Genomic DNA, 17,672 nt, shown 5'->3' on the forward strand with positions numbered 1-17,672 from the left:
ATGTTTAATTATAAGGTGTATTAGTATTCAAAACGCTCTACTATTGCGTTAAATTCGGCTTGATTTTTCCATCGTTGGGCTACGGTTTCATTATGAATAGCTTTAATTCTTCCCATAAAATCGGCTAGTATACCATTAGCAATCAAAAATACCACTGCTTGTTCATACGAATTAAGCATACTTTTAAAGAATAATTCTTGTTTTATGAGATGTTCTGCTGAAAATGCTTGCGCAATTTCAATATTATAAAGCATTACATCGGCAATCACGTAGGGATCAACACCTAGAATAATAAAGTGTTTGATGTATTTTTGAGCTACTGAACGCCTCATTTTTGGCTTCTTACCCCTTCCAGAAGTTTTTACAGGGAAGTATTCATTGGAAATTTTGAGTTTACATTCCTGCAAGAGGGTATCTTCTTTGGGGTTAAAAACAAAATTATAATAGACTTTTACAGGAGAGAACTTTTCGTACAACTCGATAATTTGCTCTTCGAGTTGTTCTTTATTTAATTCGTTTAGGTATTTTTTTAAATCACGTTTACTCATTATCAAAGTTTAAGAATACAAAAGTAAATTACTTTGTGATTGATTAGGGTGTAAATCGATGTTATTACTTAATTTTGCCTGATATAAATTAAAATTATTTAAATGTTCAAGATTTTTAAGATTACAGCCATTCTAGAAGGGATATCCTATTTGACTTTATTTTCTAATATGCTTTTTATCAAGCCGAACCATTTTGAACTGTATCATACGCTTTTATATCCAGTAGGAATGAGTCATGGAATCCTATTTATTGGTTATATTTTATTGGCAATTTTATTAAAAAAGTCTCAAAAATGGGATTTAAAAACTTTTATCATCATATTAATTGCTTCTTTAATTCCTTTTGGTACTTTTTATGTAGAAAAGAAATACTTGGAAAATGTATAAATTTATAGAAAAAATATTTCAATTACTCTACCCTATTTTTCGAAAATGGGGCATGAACTATACATTTGCATCGTACATAAGTTTAATTTTTAATATTGCATTATTATGCTTTTTGGCATATAGTATCTATGTGGTTTTCAGGTTGGTTTTAGTTACTATAATGGTTTTTATTGCCCAGAAGACAAAAACCCAATTTGACGATTTATTAGTATCTAATAAAACAGCTAAATACATAGCGCATTTAATTCCGTTATTGTTTATCTATAAATCAGTTCCAATTATTCTTGATAAATATGAATATTGGGAAAGTGTTTTTGGAAAACTAGTTGGAATTTATATCGTATTTCTGATTTTATGGATTATACGAACCATTTTTAATGCTTTAAGAGATTATTTAAAACTGAAGCCTAGATACAGCGATAAACCTATTGATAGTTTCATTCAGGTTATTATGATTGTACTTTGGATGGTTGGTATTACCGTAATCATATCAAAATTATTTGATTTTAAAATCTCAGAATTATTTACCACTTTGGGAGCTGTTTCCGCTTTAATTATTTTGATTTTTCGGGATATTATTTTGGGATTTGTTGCTAGTGTTCAAGTATCTATAAACGATATGATTCGGATAGGAGATTGGATTACGATGGATAAATTTGGAGCCGATGGAGATGTAATTGAAATCAATTTAACTACGGTAAAAGTTCGAAATTTTGATAATACTACCACAACTATCCCTACATATAGTTTAAGTTCCGACTCTTTCCAGAACTGGCGTGGGATGCTAAATTCAGATGGAAGGCGTATTAAGAGACATATTCTTATAAAAGCAAGTAGCATTCGTTTTCTAGGTGATGACGAACTAAATGATTTAAAAAGTATTGCACTTATCAGTGAATATATTGACACCCAAAAAAGAGATATTGATAGCTTCAATGCTACTAATTCAATTGATAAATCAACTATAATAAATGGTAGAAACTTGACCAATTTAGGACTATTTAGAAAATACATAACTCAGTATTTACGCAACCATCCTGCGTTGAATCAAGAGATGCTTTTAATGTGTCGTCAATTGCAATCCACAGCACAAGGAGTGCCTATAGAAATTTATGTTTTTTCAAGTGATAAAAGATGGGAAAGCTATGAATATGCAATGTCGGATATTTTTGATCATATATTCTCTTCAGTTAAATTTTTTGATTTAGAATTGTCTGAATTTAATTTGGATAATAAGATTAATAAATAGTTGCGACTTTCCTCTAATTTCAGCACATGAGCAGGAAGAAAAGTAGGAATGATACGAGAAGGACGTGGACGACAAGTTTTACCATTAAAAACAGGATGGTCCCATAATTTTGAATACTCCCTCTTAGAAACAGATAAAAGGAAATCGCTTAGCTAAAAAAAAAACTATGACTACCACAGATTGGGTTGGATTTATTGGAGTAACAATTCTATTAATCGCTTTCTTTTTAAATCTAAATGACACTATAAAAAAAGAAAGCATAATTTATCTTTCTTTGAATTTCGTAGGTGCAGGGATTGCTTGTTTTGCTTCTTTATTATTGCATTATTTGCCTTTTATTATTTTAGAAGGTTCTTGGACGTTAGTATCAGCATATGGTTTATTACACTACTTTAGAAAAAAATAAAATGGCAGGAGAAAAAAATTTAGAAACATTACTAAAAAGCATGAAGCCCCAACATAATATTGGGGACTATGTATTTTGTATCACTGATGATCTTAAAAAAATTAACCTAGAAGAAATAATTTTAATATTCAAAGAGCAAGAAGGAACCACCGTAATTATAAAAAAAGAGCTCGCTGATCGATTAAATTTAGACTATTCATTTATTGCTTCTTGGATTACCTTGACAGTACACTCTTCTTTAGAAGCGGTAGGATTAACAGCTGCTTTTTCAAGTGCACTCGCACAAGATGGCATTAGTTGTAATGTTGTTGCTGCATTTTATCATGACCATATATTTGTCGACCAAAAGGACATACATAAAGCCATGGAAATTTTAAATCATTTTTCCCGTTAAAGAATATTAAAGACGATCTTTTACAAATTCAATCTCTTTTTTTCCGTGAGCTGCTGGTTTTCCATCACTGCCTAAATTGACCATTGTAGTACTATCTATTGAAATGATTGTCTCCCGAGTCATCATATTTCTAGCTTCACATTTTAAGGTAAGTGATGTATGACCAAATTTCACCACGTCAATTCCAATTTCAATAATATCTCCTTGTTTTGCTGAACTTCTAAAATTGATTTCAGACATATGTTTTGTAACTACTCTTGAGTTTTCTAGTTGTATGATGGTGTATAAAGCTAATTCTTCATCAATCCAAGCTAATAATTGACCTCCAAATAATGTTCCATTTGGATTTAAGTCTTCGGGTTTTACCCATTTTCTGGTATGAAATCGCATGTTTTTTATTTAATAATGCTAAAGTAACATTTCCATGCTTATTTTTATTTAATTTTAAAGAAAAAAAGATGAACGAAAGAGCAATTTTTTTAAAGGAATTACGAGGAGAAACAATAGGAACAGTGGGTTTAAGCTCCTCTTCTGACGAAGTGTTTCAAAATCAGGTGCTACGCCCTATTTTGAAATTACAAAATGATTTATTCATCGCTTCTTTTAAGAATTATATCACTAAATATAAAAATGATTTCTACTCCCAGTCAACAGAGAAGAAATTAGCACAAATAGAAAATGCTATTCAAAAAGACATCAAGTATCGCAATGCCTTAAAAGGGATGGTTATTGGGTTGTTTACTATTGATGAATATGTAATATACATAAAAAACTCATCGAGTCTTAATAAAAGAATGATGGGAATGCTTGTGGAAAGATTAAAGAGTCAAATACAATTATTTGAACAGTCTTAAAACAGATATTTATTTAAGATATCCAGATCAAATACATTTATCCTAAATTTATTTATTGCAAAAAGTTTAAAAAAAACAGTTTTTAGTCCCACATTTCTACTTTATTCTTATCTTTTAAGAATATGTATTGTTTTTAATAATAAAATTAAAATTTGACACTCTATTTGAGTCGACTGTATGGTTTTTTTTATTATAATTGTTAAAACAAAGTTATGAAAGAGGAATATTTCAAATGGTATTCTCCAAACCTAAATAGAGAGATTGAAATGTTAGTTTTTGGTCATTCAGGTTATCCTGTGATTTTATTTCCAACATCTATGGGAAGTTTTCATGAGAACAAAGATATGGGACTCATCGAATCGGCAAAATGGTTTATTGAACAGGGATTAATTCAAATTTATTGTCCAGACAGCATTGATAAAGACAGTTTTTACAATAAACAAATTCACCCAGTGCATCGCATAGAAAATCATGTTTGGTATGATAAAATGATTTGTCATGAAATTGTGGAAAAAGTAAAAAACAACACTCCATCAGGTAAAGTGGTAGTTGCTGGTTGCAGTTTTGGTGGTTATCATGCAGCAAATTTTGCTTTTAGACATCCAGGATATGTAAGTCATTTATTTTCTATGAGTGGCGCTTTTGACATTAAAAGTTTTATGGACGGATTTCATAATGACGATGTATTTTACAATAGTCCTTTAGATTACTTATACGGTCTAGAAGATTATGAATTATGGAACATGGATATTGTTTTAGGGACTTCAAATTGGGATATCTGTTATGATGCTAATCTAAAATTAAGTAAAGTACTTAGTGATAGAAATGTGCATCATTGGCTGGATGTTCGCCCAGATAGACAGCATGATTGGCCAGTTTGGAAAGAAATGTTTCCACATTATTTATCAAGAATAAAATTTTATTAGTCCTACTATTAAATTAACTAATCAAGAAAAAATATATTAAAATGAAAAAAATCGGAATTTTATTTGGAATGGAAGATACCTTTCCTCAAGCATTTATTGACAGAGTTAATTCAAAAAACGAAAAAGATATTATAGCTGAAGCGGTTGGTATAGATATGGTCGTTCAAAATAAAGACGGTGAATACGCAGTAATAATAGACCGAATTTCACAAGATGTTCCTTTTTATAGAGCGTATCTAAAAAACGCTGCTTTAACTGGAACAAATGTGATTAATAATCCATTCTGGTGGAGCGCAGATGATAAATTTTTCAATAATTCATTAGCCGATACTCTTGGTGTACCTTTACCTAATACAGTACTCCTTCCTTCGGCAGAACATCCTACAGACACTACAGGAAAATCATTTAGAAATTTGAAATACCCAATGAACTGGGAAGCTATTTTTGATTACATAAAATTTCCTGCTTATATGAAACCGTATGCTGGTGGTGGCTGGAAAAATGTGTATCGATTAGAAAATAAAGAAGAATTTTGGGAGAAACATCAGGAAACAGGGCAACTCGTAATGATGCTTCAAGAAGAAATTGTTTTTACTGAATATTTTAGAGTCTATTGCCTAGGCTGCAAAGCAGTGCGCATTATGCAATATGAACCTAGAAATCCGCATCATTTGCGTTATGTAATTGATGGTCCACCAGTAGATAAAAAACTTCTAGCAACCATAAAAGATTATACATTAAGACTTTGTAAAGGATTAGGTTATGATTTTAATACGGTTGAATTTGCTGTACGTGATGGAATTCCTTATGCAATTGATTTTGGTAATCCAGCTCCTGATGCAGAACTAACATCAGTTGGTGCTGAAAATTTTGAATGGGTGGTAGAAGAATCAGCAAAAATGGCTATTGCTGCCGCAAAAAAACAAAAGCCAGGAAAAATGAATTTGACTTGGGGAACTTTTATGAAAGAAGCTGTTGCAATAAAATAGTATGTCATTAAATCCAATTCCCTAGCCCAGATAGAAGAGAAAATCCCATCTCGTTTTTCACGAGATGGATTGTATCGAATAGCTGGAAAATGCTCCTAAAAAAATAGAAATGAAAAAATTACCTGTTTTTACACTTGGTGTTGAAGAAGAATATCAAATTATAGATCCCGAAACAAGAGACTTACGCTCCCATCTATCAAAAATTGTTGATGGAGCTAAAATTATACTAAATGAACAGGTAAAAGCAGAAATGCATCAATCTGTTGTGGAAGTAGGGACTAATATTTGCAAAAATGTTGATGAAGCGGAGAAAGAGATTAAGTTTTTAAGAACTAAAATTGTTGAATTAGCCGATAAGCAAAATTTGATTGTTGGTGGTGCTGGAACCCATCCTTTTTCTAAATGGCAAGACCAACCCATTACAGATGATCCCCGTTATCACACGATTGTTAATGAATTACAAGATGCTGCTCGATCCAATTTAATCTTTGGAATGCATTGTCATGTAGGTATCGAAAACAGAGAGATTGGATTGCAATTAATGAATCAGGCTTGCTATTTTCTTCCGCATATTTTTGCGCTATCAACCAACTCCCCTTTTTGGGAAGGTCGACAAACAGGGTATAAATCGTTTCGAACAAAAGTTTTTGATAAATTTCCACGAACCGGTTTACCAGAATATTTTGATTCGGTTGCCTCTTATGATAACTTTTTGGAGACTTTAGTAAAAACTAATTGCATTGATAATCCAAAGAAAATTTGGTGGGATTTACGCTTGCATCCTTTCTATGATACCATTGAATTTCGTATTTGTGATATGAGTTTAACAGTTGAGGAGACGATGTGTATAGTTTCTGTAATTCAAGCTGTTGTTGCTAAATTGTATAAATTAAACTTACACAACATGAGTTTTAATATTTATAGATTAGCGCTAATAAAAGAAAATAAATTTCGTGCTGCTCGTTATGGAATTGAAGGACATATGATTGATTTTGGACTTCAAAAAGAAGTTGAAACAAGAATGCTAATTTTAGAATTACTTGAATTTGTTGACGATGTAGTTGATGAATTAGGAAGCCGTGATCACATTAATTATGTTCATGAAATTCTAAAAAATGGAACTGGCGCCGCAAAACAGTTGGCCGTTTTCGAAAAAACAAATGACTTGACAAAAGTGGTTGATTTTATAACCGGAGAATTCACAAAAGGATTATAAAATAATAGATTAACTTTGCGGATTATTTATAAAGATTTAAAAATGAGCAAGAAAAAGATAACAATAGCACTTTTAGACATGTATAATGGCGAGCCCAATCAAGGCATGCGTTGTATTATTGATGTTATTAGTAGATTTAACCCTATTGTAGACTTTAAAATATTTGATGTAAGGGGAAAATGTGAATTACCTGAAATCAACCTGTTTGATATTTATATTTCTACTGGTGGTCCGGGAAATCCGTTAATTGGTGATGGAACTTGGGATACGAAATACTATGAATTCATTGATGCTTTAACCAAGTGGAATACCGAAAATGAAATAAAAAAACATGTTTTGTTTATTTGTCACTCTTTTCAAATGGCTTGTAAACATTTTGGTTTGGCCGAAATAACAAAAAGGAATGATACTTCATTTGGCGTAATGACGATTCATAAAACTAAAGAAGGCCTTTTAGACCCGCTTTTTGAAGGATTAAGCGATCCTTTTTATGCAATTGATTCTAGAGATTATCAAGTAGTTCAACCTAAGCTAAGTGTATTTAAGAAAAAAGGAGCAAAGATAATTTCATTAGAAAAAATTAGAGATCATGTTCAATATGAACGTGCTATAATGGCAGTACGTTTTACAGATTATTTTGTAGGAACACAATTCCATCCAGAGGCCGATCCTATTAGTTTTGTTTCCCACTTAAGAAATAAAGAAGCGAAGGATAAAATTAGAAATATGAAAGGGAAAAGAAAGTTTAGAAATATGCTTGAAGACCTAATGGATGACGATAAAATATACAGAACAAACGAAACCTTGATTCCAAATTTTCTTCGAACTGCAATAAACGACTTGATAAAAACAAAAAAAATCATGTCTAATTAATCACCCCAAATCTTATGATTCCAAAGTATCGAAAATTATTTAATGAACAATTTACAGATAAAAAATATCAGGAATTTAAAGATGATATTGCCTCTGATTTTGATTACGAACCTACTTTTCGATTAGGAGAAACTCCTTTTTTTATATCTAAAGATTTAAAAAAACAATTAATCGAAGGCTCGAATGAAGTTATAGCTTTAATTCAGAGTAAAGACTTTAAAAAGCTAACTGATAAATCATTAGAACTAAATCATAAAGTTCCAAATGAAGATAATCACACGACTTTTTTAGCGATTGATTTCGGAATTTGTGAAGAAGATGGAATCATTATTCCTAAATTGATAGAAGTACAAGGATTCCCATCTTTGTTTAATTATCAAGTTAATTTATTTAATAAATTTAAGAAACACTATCCATTTATAAATGAACTAACTCCATTTATTACTGGAATTACTGAAGAAGAATACATGCAAAATCTCGAAGAAGTAATTTGTAATAATTACCCTAAAGAAAATGTTATTCTGCTTGAAATTGAACCTGAAAAGCAAAACACTAAAATCGACTTTTATTATTGCAAAAGAGATTTAGGTATACCTATAGTTTGCGTTACGGAACTGATTAAAAAAGGAAAGCAACTTTTTTATAAAAATAAAGAAGGTAATGAGATTCTTGTAAGAAGAATTTACAATCGAGTGATTTTTGATGAATTGGATTTGCGCACTGATTTAAAATTAAATTTCCATTTTTCAGACGATCTTGATGTAGAATGGGCAGGACATCCCAATTGGTTTTTTAGAATAAGTAAGTTTATCTTGCCTTTCTTAAAAGGGAAATACTTTATAGAGACTACACTCTTAAGTGAATTAACTGAAATACCAGAGGATTTAGAAAATTATGTTTTAAAACCATTATTTTCTTTTTCTGGATCTGGAGTGATTTTTCATGTGAAAAAAGAAGATATTGAAGCTGTGGTCGAAAAAGAACTTTATATACTTCAGAAAAAAGTAAATTACATGTCTATTGTTCAATCACCAGAAGGAAAAGTAAAGGCGGAAGTCCGTGTTCTTTGCACCTGGAAAAAAAATGATGTTGCACCTACTCTACTTTGCAATTTGGTTAGATTAAGTCGTGGAGAAATGATTGGCGTAAAATTCAATAAAGATAAGAATTGGGTTGGTGGTACTATTGGACTATTTGAAAAGGAATAATGCAAACCTTTAGCTACTACAATCTGTTTAATTATCTATTATTTTGTTGTTGTTTTTTCCAAAAAAAATATTTTTTATCTAACTAAATTAACCCTATTTTTCTGTATTTTTATATTCGAAAAAAAACGGGAAGATTTTACTGCTAAATAATTTACTTTAAATGTCATTTTAACGCAATGAAATCCATGAAAATCCAAAAACAGACCTTTTTTGATTTTAAAAACAGTCAAAAATAGTCTTAAATTGGATATTACATCGTTTTCGAAGATTTCATTTGTTCAATAATAATGCATTTACTGCTACATAAATCAATTTCATTTGCTATTTAATAGTTATTTTTTAGTGTTTAAACAATTATTTTGAAAATACTTTAATTCTTTAATATTTTAACATAAAAAAAATGATGCTTCTTTTTTTTCTTTATTATTGTATAGCTTTGATAAACTCATGATAATCAACAATACTAATTACTATTAAAAAATCAGCAAATGGATAGACGTAAAGCAATAAAAAACTTGGCACTTGTACTTGGAGGTGTCATCTCTGCTACGACAGTAGGGATTTTAATTAAGGATTTTGTTATTCCTGAAAATGACGACAAAAAATTCTCTTTTTCAGCAACAGATGAAGATTTTTTATCAGAATTTGCTGACTTATTGATACCAACAACTAAAGCTTCGCCTGGAGCGAAAGCAGCTGGTTTAGGTGCATTTATTCCTATGATGATTAATGATTGTTATCCAGCCGATTTGCAACAAACTTTTGCAACAGGTATGAAAGAAATGCAAGATAAATGCATGAGTCAATTTAATAAAGACTTTAAATCGCTATCAATAGAAGACCGTACTAAAATTGTTGAAGAAACAAGAAAAGAGTCATTAGTTGATATTAATAAACCAAGCTTTTTTATTATCGCTAGAGATTTAACCATTTTAGGATATTTTTCATCAGAAATTGGGTGTACTCAAGCACGTGAATATTTGGCTGTTCCTGGAAGATATGATGGAAGTGCTGAATACAAACCTGGGCAAAAAGCTTGGGCAACATAGTAAACCTTTCAAAAATAAATTTCGTATCCATTATATGGAGGATACAAAATAGTACTTTTTAAAAAAATAATCTTCACATTAATCAAATTTAATAGCGCTGGAATGAATATAAATACAAATTTAAAAGAAGAGAATACTTATGACGCAATTGTTGTAGGTTCAGGTATAAGCGGTGGTTGGGCTGCAAAAGAACTAACCGAAAAAGGATTAAGAGTTTTGATGTTAGAACGCGGAATGAACATCGAACACATCAAAGATTACGATTCTGCAATGAAAAACCCATGGGAGTTTAAGCATGCGGGAAAACATACAGAAGAAGAAAAAAGAACACATCCAGTACAAATTAGAGATTATCCATACCAGGAAGCGAATGAAAAATGGTGGGTTAATGATTTAGAATGCCCATATACTGAAGACAAAAGATTTGATTGGTATAGAGGGTTTCACGTTGGTGGAAAATCTTTAATGTGGGGACGTCAAAGCTACCGTTTTAGTGATCACAATTTTGAAGATAATGCGAAAGACGGTCATGGTAATGACTGGCCTATTCGTTATAAAGATATTTCTCCATGGTACGATTATGCAGAGAAATTTGCAGGGATAAGTGGTCAAAATGAAAATTGGCCTTTACTACCTGATGGGCATTTTTTACCTCCAATGGATTTAAATTGTGTGGAGAAGTCTGTTAAAGAAAGAATGGAAAAACATTACAATAGAACTAGAATCTTAACTATTGGACGTACTGCTAATTTAACTGTTCCTCATAATGGACGTGGAAGCTGTCAATATAGAAATTTATGTAGTCGTGGATGTCCTTTTGGTGCTTACTTTAGCACACAGTCCTCTACTCTACCTGCAGCGATGGCTACTAACAGATTAACGGTTAGACCTTACTCTATTGTAAATCATATTATTTATGATAAAGACACTAAAAAAGCAAAAGGAGTAATGGTTATTGATGCAGAAACTAATGAGACAATGGAGTTTTATGCTAAAATTGTTTTTGTAAACGGTTCTACATTAGGTTCTACTTTTATCTTATTAAATTCTACTTCTGAAGCACATCCAGAAGGTTTAGGAAATGCTAGTGGACAATTAGGTCACAACTTAATGGATCACCATTTTCGTTGTGGAGCTTCAGGAACTGCCGAAGGTTTTGAGGATAAATACACTTATGGACGTAGAGCCAATGGTGTTTATGTACCTAGATATCAAAATGTAGGTAATGATAAAAGAGATTATTTAAGAGGTTTTGGTTATCAAGGTGGTGCTAGTAGAAACCCTTGGCATGAAGAGGTTGCTGAATTATCATTTGGTGGTGATTTTAAAGACAAATTAAGTCTTCCTGCGAACACATGGAATATGGGATTAGGTGGTTTTGGAGAAATGTTACCTTACTACGAAAACAAAGTATATATCAATCATGATAAAAAAGACAAATGGGGCCAACCTGTTTTAGCTATTGATTGTGAATACAAAGAGAACGAGAAAAAAATGAGAATTGACATGATGAATGATGCTGCAGAAATGCTTGAAGCTTCAGGAATTAAAAATGTTCAAACTTATGATAACGATTGTTACCCTGGAATGGCAATACATGAAATGGGAACTGCGAGAATGGGTAATGACCCTAAAACATCCGTTTTAAACAAATGGAATCAAATGCATGAAGTAAGTAATGTATTTGTAACAGATGGTTCTTGTATGCCTTCTATTGCATGTCAAAATCCATCATTAACATTCATGGCATTAACAGCACGTGCTTGTGATTATGCAGTTAAAGAATTAAATAAAGGAAACATTTAGGATTATAAATGATGAATAGAAAATTAAAAATGGGTATGATCGGCGGTGGTCAAGATGCTTTTATAGGCGCAATACACCGCTTAGCTGCCAATATGGACGGTCTTATTGAATTAAGTTGTGGAGCATTAAGCATAACACCCGAAACAGCAATTGCTTCTGGTAAAGCGTTATTCCTTCCTGAATCCAGAACCTATACTTCTTATGAAGAAATGATCAAAGCGGAAGCCAACTTACCAGTTGGTGAGCGCATGGATTTTGTTACTATTGTTACTCCTAATTTTGCTCATTTTGCTCCTGCAATGATGGCACTAGATTATGGTTTTAATGTTGTAATCGAAAAACCAATTACTTTTTCTTTGGAAGAAGCAAAGCTATTGGAACAAAAATTGGAAGAAACGGGATTAATTCTATGCTTGACACATACCTACTCAGGGTATCCAATGGTAAAGCAAGCTAAAGCAATGCTTAAAGAAGGTAAACTAGGAAAAATCAGAAAAGTTTGGGTAGAATACCCTCAAGGATGGTTAAGTAAATTATCTGAAAGAGAAGGAAATGCACAAGCTGCTTGGCGAACAGATCCAAAAAAAGCAGGAAAAAGTTCTGTAATGGGAGACATTGGAACTCATGCTGCACATCTAGCTGAATACATTACAGGTTCAAAGATTACAGACATCTGCGCTGAATTAAATACACTTGTCGAAGGACGTGTAATGGATGATGACGGAGCTGTAATGTTGAAATTTGATAATGGAGCTAAAGGAGTTTTAATGGCTTCTCAAGTAGCTGCTGGTGAAGAAAATGCTTTAAAAATTAGAGTCTATGGTGAAAAAGGCGGAATTGAATGGTTGCAACATGATCCCAATACTTTGATTGTAAAATGGCTTGATGAACCTACTCAAATTTTAAGAGCGGGTTCTAATTATGGTCATCTATCATCATTTGCGACTCATAACTGCCGAACTCCAGGCGGACATCCAGAAGGATATTTGGAAGCATTTGCCAATATCTATCGCAATTTTGCCTTAACATTATGCTGCAAATTAGACGGTATAGAACCTACCCCAGAAATGTTAGATTTTCCTTCTATTGAAGATGGATTGCGAGGAATGGCATTTATTGATAGTGTAGTAGCATCTGCTAATTCAGATAAAAAATGGTCGCCTTATATATTATAAAATCTAAGTAGACAAAAAGAATAAAAAATGACAACAATACAAGGTCCAGCAGTATTTTTAGCACAGTTTATCAGTGATGAAGCCCCTTTTAATTCTTTAGACGGAATTTGTAAATGGGCTGCAGATTTAGGTTTTAAAGGCATCCAAATGCCTACGTTAGATACTCGGTTTATTGATCTACAAAAAGCTGCCGAAAGCAAAATATATGCAGATGAATTAAAAGGAAAAATTGCTTCCTACGGTTTAGAAATAACCGAATTATCTACACATTTACAAGGGCAACTTGTTGCTGTTCACCCTGCTTATGATGATTTATTTGATGCATTTGCTCCAGCAAATGTGCATGGAAAACCAAAAGCAAGACAAGAATGGGCAGTGCAGCAATTAAAATATGCTGCAAAAGCATCTCAAAATTTAGGTTTAAATGCTCATGCCACTTTTAGTGGTTCTTTGCTTTGGCAATATTTTCACCCTTGGCCGCAAAGACCAGCAGGTTTAGTTGAAGAAGGATTTGCTGAATTAGCAAAACGTTGGTTGCCTATTTTAAATGAATTTGATCAAAATGGTGTGGATCTTTGTTATGAGATTCATCCTGGTGAAGATTTATTTGATGGAGAAACCTACGAAATGTTCTTGAAGGCGGTCAACAACCATTCAAGAGCATGTATTTTATATGATCCTTCTCATTTTGTACTTCAACAATTAGACTATATCCAATACATTGATTTTTATCATGAAAGAATAAAAGCATTTCATGTAAAAGATGCCGAATTTAATCCAACTGGGAAGCAAGGAACATTTGGTGGATATCAAAGTTGGGCCAACCGTGCAGGGCGTTATCGTTCTCCGGGAGATGGTCAAGTTGATTTTAAAACTATTTTCAGCAAACTTTCTCAATATGATTTTAAAGGTTGGGCTGTAATGGAATGGGAATGCTGTATAAAAAATCAAGAAGATGGTGCTCGTGAAGGTGCTGAGTTTATAAAGAATAATATAATTAAGGTTACTGATAAGGCCTTTGATGATTTTGCTTCGGTAAATAGTAGTCAAGAATTTAACAGAAAAATATTAGGGCTTTAAATTTCTCATTTATTCAATCAATAATTAAAATCTTTCGATCAGCATGAAAAAAGAAAAAGTTAAAAAAATTGAAGAAAGTAAAATCATAAATAATCGACGTGATTTTATAAAAACCAGTGCTTTAGCCGCAGCGGCATTTATGATTGTTCCTAGACATGTTTTAGGAAGAGGATTTGTTGCTCCTAGTGATCGCTTATTAATTGCGAGTATTGGTGTAGGCGGTAAAGGACAGTCAGATATTGCCATGTTCGATAAAAGTGGTAAAGCTTCAATTTCTTTTCTTTGTGATGTTGATGATAGAAGGGCAGCAAAAACGGTTAATGCGTTTCCAAAAGCCAAATATTATAAAGACTGGAGAGAAATGTTTGATAAAGAACACAAAAATTTTGATGCTGTTTCAGTAGCAACACCAGATCATAACCATGCTATTCAAACCCTTGCAGCAATGCAGTTAGGAAAGCATGTCTATGTTCAAAAACCGTTAACTCATGATATCTATGAAGCTAGAATTCTAACTCAAGCTGCAGCGAAATACAATGTAGTTACTCAAATGGGAAATCAAGGTGCTTCAAATGATGGTACTCGTATAATGAAAGAGTGGTATGACGCAGATTTGATTGGAGACGTCCATACTGTTTATGCTTGGACTGACCGTCCTGTTTGGCCTCAAGGTATCCCCTGGCCTACTAGTAAAACTGAGATTCCAAAAGAATTAGATTGGGATTTATGGTTGGGTACTGCTCCTCAAAAAAATTATGTAGATAAACTGGTTCCTTTCAACTGGAGAGGATGGTGGGATTATGGAACGGGTGCTTTGGGTGATATGGGTTGTCATTTAATTGAAGCTCCATTTAGTGTTTTAAATTTAAAATACGCCAAAGATGTTCAATGTAGTGTTGGATCAGTATATGTAGATGAGTTTAAAAGAGGGTATTTCCCTGAAAGTTGTCCTCCATCAAGTCATGTTACATTAACATTTCCTAAAACCAATAAAACCAATGGAGACGTTACTCTGCATTGGATGGATGGTGGTATTCAACCTGAAAGACCATTAGAATTAGAACCAAATGAGATTTTTGGAGATGGTGGAAATGGTACTTTATTTGTTGGGACTAAAGGAAAAATGATGTGCGATACATATGGTAGAAATCCGAGATTACTTCCATTAACCAAAAATGAAAATTTAAATATCGCTCAAAAATACTCTAGAGTTGTTGACGGTTCAGAAGGGCATTATAAACAATGGATTGAAGCAGCAATTGCGGGTCACGGAAAAAAAGAGTTAAGTTCTCCTTTTGAAATTGCAGGCCCTTTGACAGAAGCCTTATTGATGGCAAATTTAGCCATAAGAGGCTATGATGTGCAAAAAGAAGTAGGTGGAAAAACTAAATATCCAGGACGTTCTGTAAAATTACTTTGGGATAATGATGCCATGAGAATCACCAATTTTGATGATGTGAATCAATTTGTAAAAAGAGAATACCGTCAAGGTTGGAACAATCTAACTTTGTAAATATCCCATTATGATAAAGAAAATAGTATTATCACTAGGCTTAATCTTCATTATGCAAAATACTCAAGCCCAAAAAAAATTCACTCGCCTGTTTGATGGTAAAACAACAAATGGATGGCATTCTTATGGAAAAACAAGCGCAGGTGCTGCATGGAAAGTGGATAAAGGGGTTCTACATTTTGATCCTTCAGCTGCTGAAAATGGTCAAGGAGGAGATCTTGTTACGAATAAGGAATATTCTAATTTTCATTTAAAGTTAGATTGGAAAGTAGCTCCTAAATCAAATAGCGGAATTATATTTTTCATCCATGAAGATCCTGCAAAATACAAGAATACATACGAAACAGGTTTAGAAATGCAGGTTTTGGATAACGAGGGTCATCCTGATGGAAAAATTGACAAGCATAGAGCTGGAAACTTATATGATTTGATTAAAAATGATATTGAACCTGTAAAAGCTGTTGGAGAATGGAATACAGCTGAAGTAATTTGCAACAAAGGGAAACTTACTCTAATATTAAATGGAGTGACTGTTGTAAAAACTATGTTATGGGATGACAACTGGAAAAAACTAGTTGCTGGAAGTAAATTTAAAGCTTGGAGTGATTTTGGAACATTTAAAACTGGAAAAATTGCTTTGCAAGATCATGGTGAAAACGTCTGGTTCAAAAATATTGAAATAAAAGAATTATAATCCGGAATGGATTTAAAGAGTAAGAAACTAAAAACAAAATATATAAACTAACCAATAATCAATGAATACTACAATACGAATAAAACTATCAATAATGATGTTCCTAGAATTTTTTATCTGGGGTGCGTGGTTCGTAACATTAGGAACCTTTTTAGCAAGTAATTTAAAAGCCTCTGGAGCTGATTCAGCTGCAGTTTTTTCAACACAGTCGTGGGGTGCAATCATAGCACCGTTTATTATCGGATTGATAGCTGACCGCTATTTTAATGCTGAGAAAATATTAGGAATTCTTCACCTTGTGGGTGCATTTTTAATGTATCAAATGTATATGTCGGATGATGTTAGTGTATTTTATTATTTTGTTTTAGGATATATGATACTATTTATGCCAACATTGGCCCTAGTAAATTCAGTATCGTTTAATCAAATGACTGATCCTGAAAAAGAATTTTCAAACATTAGAGTTTGGGGAACAATTGGATGGATCTTAGCAGGTTTATCAATTAGTTATTTGTTTCATTGGGATTCTGTAGAAGGGGTTTCTAGTGGAATGCTAAAAAATACATTTTTACTTGCAGGAATAGTATCATTAGTATTAGGTATTTTTAGTTTTGTGTTACCAAAAACACCTCCAAAGGTTGCTTCTACTGAGAAAATTAAAATTGGTGATTTATTAGGGTTTGACGCCTTAAAATTATTAAAAGATAAAAACTTTGCTGTATTCTTTATTTCTTCAATTCTTATCTGTATTCCATTGGCGTTTTATTATCAAAATGCGCATCCTTTTTTGACTGCAGCAGGAATTGATAATCCAACAGGGAAAATGGCTATAGGTCAAGTGTCTGAGACTTTATTATTGCTTTTGCTTCCAGTGTTTTTTACAAGATTCGGATTCAAGAAAACAATTTTATTAGGAATGCTTGCTTGGGCAATTCGTTATGCTTTGTTTGCTTATGGTAATGGGGATAACTTGAGTTTTATGCTTATTATTGGGATTGCATTGCATGGTATTTGTTATGATTTCTTCTTTGTGGCTGGACAAATTTATACCAACTCAAAAGCGGGAGAAAAATATAAAAGTGCTGCACAAGGCTTAATAACTCTTGCTACTTATGGAGTTGGTATGTTAATTGGTTTTGCAGTTGCAGGATGGATTACAGATAATTACAAAATGATTGATGGTGCAATTAACTGGCAAATGGTTTGGATTATTCCTGCTGCAATTGCTTTTGGTGTATTTTTATTTTTTGCTGCTTTATTCAATGAAAAAAGTAAAAATAAAGTTGAAGCAGCCTAAATATAATT

The 17,672-nt window shown here is 32.4% G+C and carries 19 protein-coding genes; 17 read left to right on the plus strand and 2 right to left on the minus strand.

The window, feature by feature from the left end; genetic code table 11:
• Positions 1-20: 20 nt before the first annotated feature.
• A complete protein-coding gene (locus AB3G39_RS10390; protein WP_367769890.1) occupies positions 21-548 on the minus strand; it encodes a DUF6155 family protein in 528 nt (175 codons plus the stop codon).
• Between the two features lie 102 nt (positions 549-650).
• Between AB3G39_RS10390 and AB3G39_RS10395 the strand changes: the two genes are divergently transcribed.
• The 4 genes from AB3G39_RS10395 (at position 651) to AB3G39_RS10410 (ending at position 2,984) form a co-directional block, all read left to right on the plus strand.
• On the plus strand, positions 651-935 hold the full coding sequence (locus AB3G39_RS10395) for a DUF3817 domain-containing protein (RefSeq protein WP_367769887.1): 285 nt from the start codon (positions 651-653) through the stop codon (positions 933-935).
• A complete protein-coding gene (locus AB3G39_RS10400; RefSeq protein WP_369765106.1) occupies positions 928-2,184 on the plus strand; it encodes a mechanosensitive ion channel family protein in 1,257 nt (418 codons plus the stop codon). The genes AB3G39_RS10395 and AB3G39_RS10400 overlap by 8 nt, the downstream gene beginning before the upstream one ends.
• Positions 2,185-2,350: 166 nt before the next feature.
• Entirely contained in the window at positions 2,351-2,590 is a 240-nt protein-coding gene (locus AB3G39_RS10405; protein ID WP_367769882.1) for a hypothetical protein, read from the plus strand.
• A gap of 1 nt (position 2,591) precedes the next feature.
• Positions 2,592-2,984: an ACT domain-containing protein gene (locus AB3G39_RS10410; RefSeq protein ID WP_369765107.1), complete on the plus strand. Its 393-nt coding sequence runs from the start codon at positions 2,592-2,594 to the stop codon at positions 2,982-2,984.
• A gap of 6 nt (positions 2,985-2,990) precedes the next feature.
• Here the strand turns inward: AB3G39_RS10410 and AB3G39_RS10415 are convergent, their stop codons facing one another.
• Positions 2,991-3,374, minus strand: a complete 384-nt coding sequence (locus AB3G39_RS10415) for an acyl-CoA thioesterase (RefSeq protein ID WP_367769876.1) — start codon at positions 3,372-3,374, stop codon at positions 2,991-2,993.
• Between the two features lie 68 nt (positions 3,375-3,442).
• Between AB3G39_RS10415 and AB3G39_RS10420 the strand changes: the two genes are divergently transcribed.
• The 13 genes from AB3G39_RS10420 (at position 3,443) to AB3G39_RS10480 (ending at position 17,664) form a co-directional block, all read left to right on the plus strand.
• Entirely contained in the window at positions 3,443-3,838 is a 396-nt protein-coding gene (locus AB3G39_RS10420; protein WP_369765108.1) for a glyoxalase, read from the plus strand.
• A gap of 212 nt (positions 3,839-4,050) precedes the next feature.
• Complete coding sequence (locus tag AB3G39_RS10425) at positions 4,051-4,764, plus strand: esterase family protein (RefSeq protein WP_367769872.1); 714 nt, start codon at positions 4,051-4,053, stop codon at positions 4,762-4,764.
• 41 nt (positions 4,765-4,805) lie between these two features.
• Complete coding sequence (locus AB3G39_RS10430) at positions 4,806-5,753, plus strand: RimK family alpha-L-glutamate ligase (protein ID WP_367753063.1); 948 nt, start codon at positions 4,806-4,808, stop codon at positions 5,751-5,753.
• 109 nt (positions 5,754-5,862) lie between these two features.
• A complete protein-coding gene (locus tag AB3G39_RS10435) occupies positions 5,863-6,969 on the plus strand; it encodes a carboxylate-amine ligase (RefSeq protein WP_367753061.1) in 1,107 nt (368 codons plus the stop codon).
• Positions 6,970-7,011: 42 nt separating this feature from the next.
• Positions 7,012-7,842 carry a type 1 glutamine amidotransferase gene (locus AB3G39_RS10440; protein WP_367769870.1) on the plus strand — a complete coding sequence of 277 codons (831 nt, stop codon included), beginning with the start codon at positions 7,012-7,014 and terminating at the stop codon, positions 7,840-7,842.
• A gap of 14 nt (positions 7,843-7,856) precedes the next feature.
• The gene (locus AB3G39_RS10445) at positions 7,857-9,050 is read left to right on the plus strand and encodes a hypothetical protein (RefSeq protein WP_369765109.1); all 1,194 of its coding nucleotides are present in this window, start codon (positions 7,857-7,859) and stop codon (positions 9,048-9,050) included.
• A 488-nt stretch (positions 9,051-9,538) separates the two neighbouring features.
• Complete coding sequence (locus AB3G39_RS10450) at positions 9,539-10,099, plus strand: gluconate 2-dehydrogenase subunit 3 family protein (protein ID WP_367769864.1); 561 nt, start codon at positions 9,539-9,541, stop codon at positions 10,097-10,099.
• Positions 10,100-10,201: 102 nt separating this feature from the next.
• Complete coding sequence (locus AB3G39_RS10455) at positions 10,202-11,905, plus strand: GMC oxidoreductase (protein ID WP_367753053.1); 1,704 nt, start codon at positions 10,202-10,204, stop codon at positions 11,903-11,905.
• Between the two features lie 8 nt (positions 11,906-11,913).
• Entirely contained in the window at positions 11,914-13,080 is a 1,167-nt protein-coding gene (locus tag AB3G39_RS10460; RefSeq protein WP_367769861.1) for a Gfo/Idh/MocA family protein, read from the plus strand.
• Between the two features lie 27 nt (positions 13,081-13,107).
• Positions 13,108-14,160, plus strand: a complete 1,053-nt coding sequence (locus AB3G39_RS10465; protein WP_367769858.1) for a sugar phosphate isomerase/epimerase family protein — start codon at positions 13,108-13,110, stop codon at positions 14,158-14,160.
• 43 nt (positions 14,161-14,203) lie between these two features.
• Positions 14,204-15,673, plus strand: a complete 1,470-nt coding sequence (locus AB3G39_RS10470; protein ID WP_367769855.1) for a Gfo/Idh/MocA family protein — start codon at positions 14,204-14,206, stop codon at positions 15,671-15,673.
• Positions 15,674-15,683: 10 nt separating this feature from the next.
• A complete protein-coding gene (locus tag AB3G39_RS10475; RefSeq protein WP_367753046.1) occupies positions 15,684-16,367 on the plus strand; it encodes a DUF1080 domain-containing protein in 684 nt (227 codons plus the stop codon).
• A 61-nt stretch (positions 16,368-16,428) separates the two neighbouring features.
• Positions 16,429-17,664, plus strand: a complete 1,236-nt coding sequence (locus AB3G39_RS10480; RefSeq protein WP_367769850.1) for an MFS transporter — start codon at positions 16,429-16,431, stop codon at positions 17,662-17,664.
• Positions 17,665-17,672 lie beyond the last annotated feature (8 nt).

The sequence above is a fragment of the Flavobacterium sp. WC2416 genome, assembly GCF_041200095.1.
In the GTDB taxonomy this organism is placed as follows: Bacteria; Bacteroidota; Bacteroidia; order Flavobacteriales; family Flavobacteriaceae; genus Flavobacterium.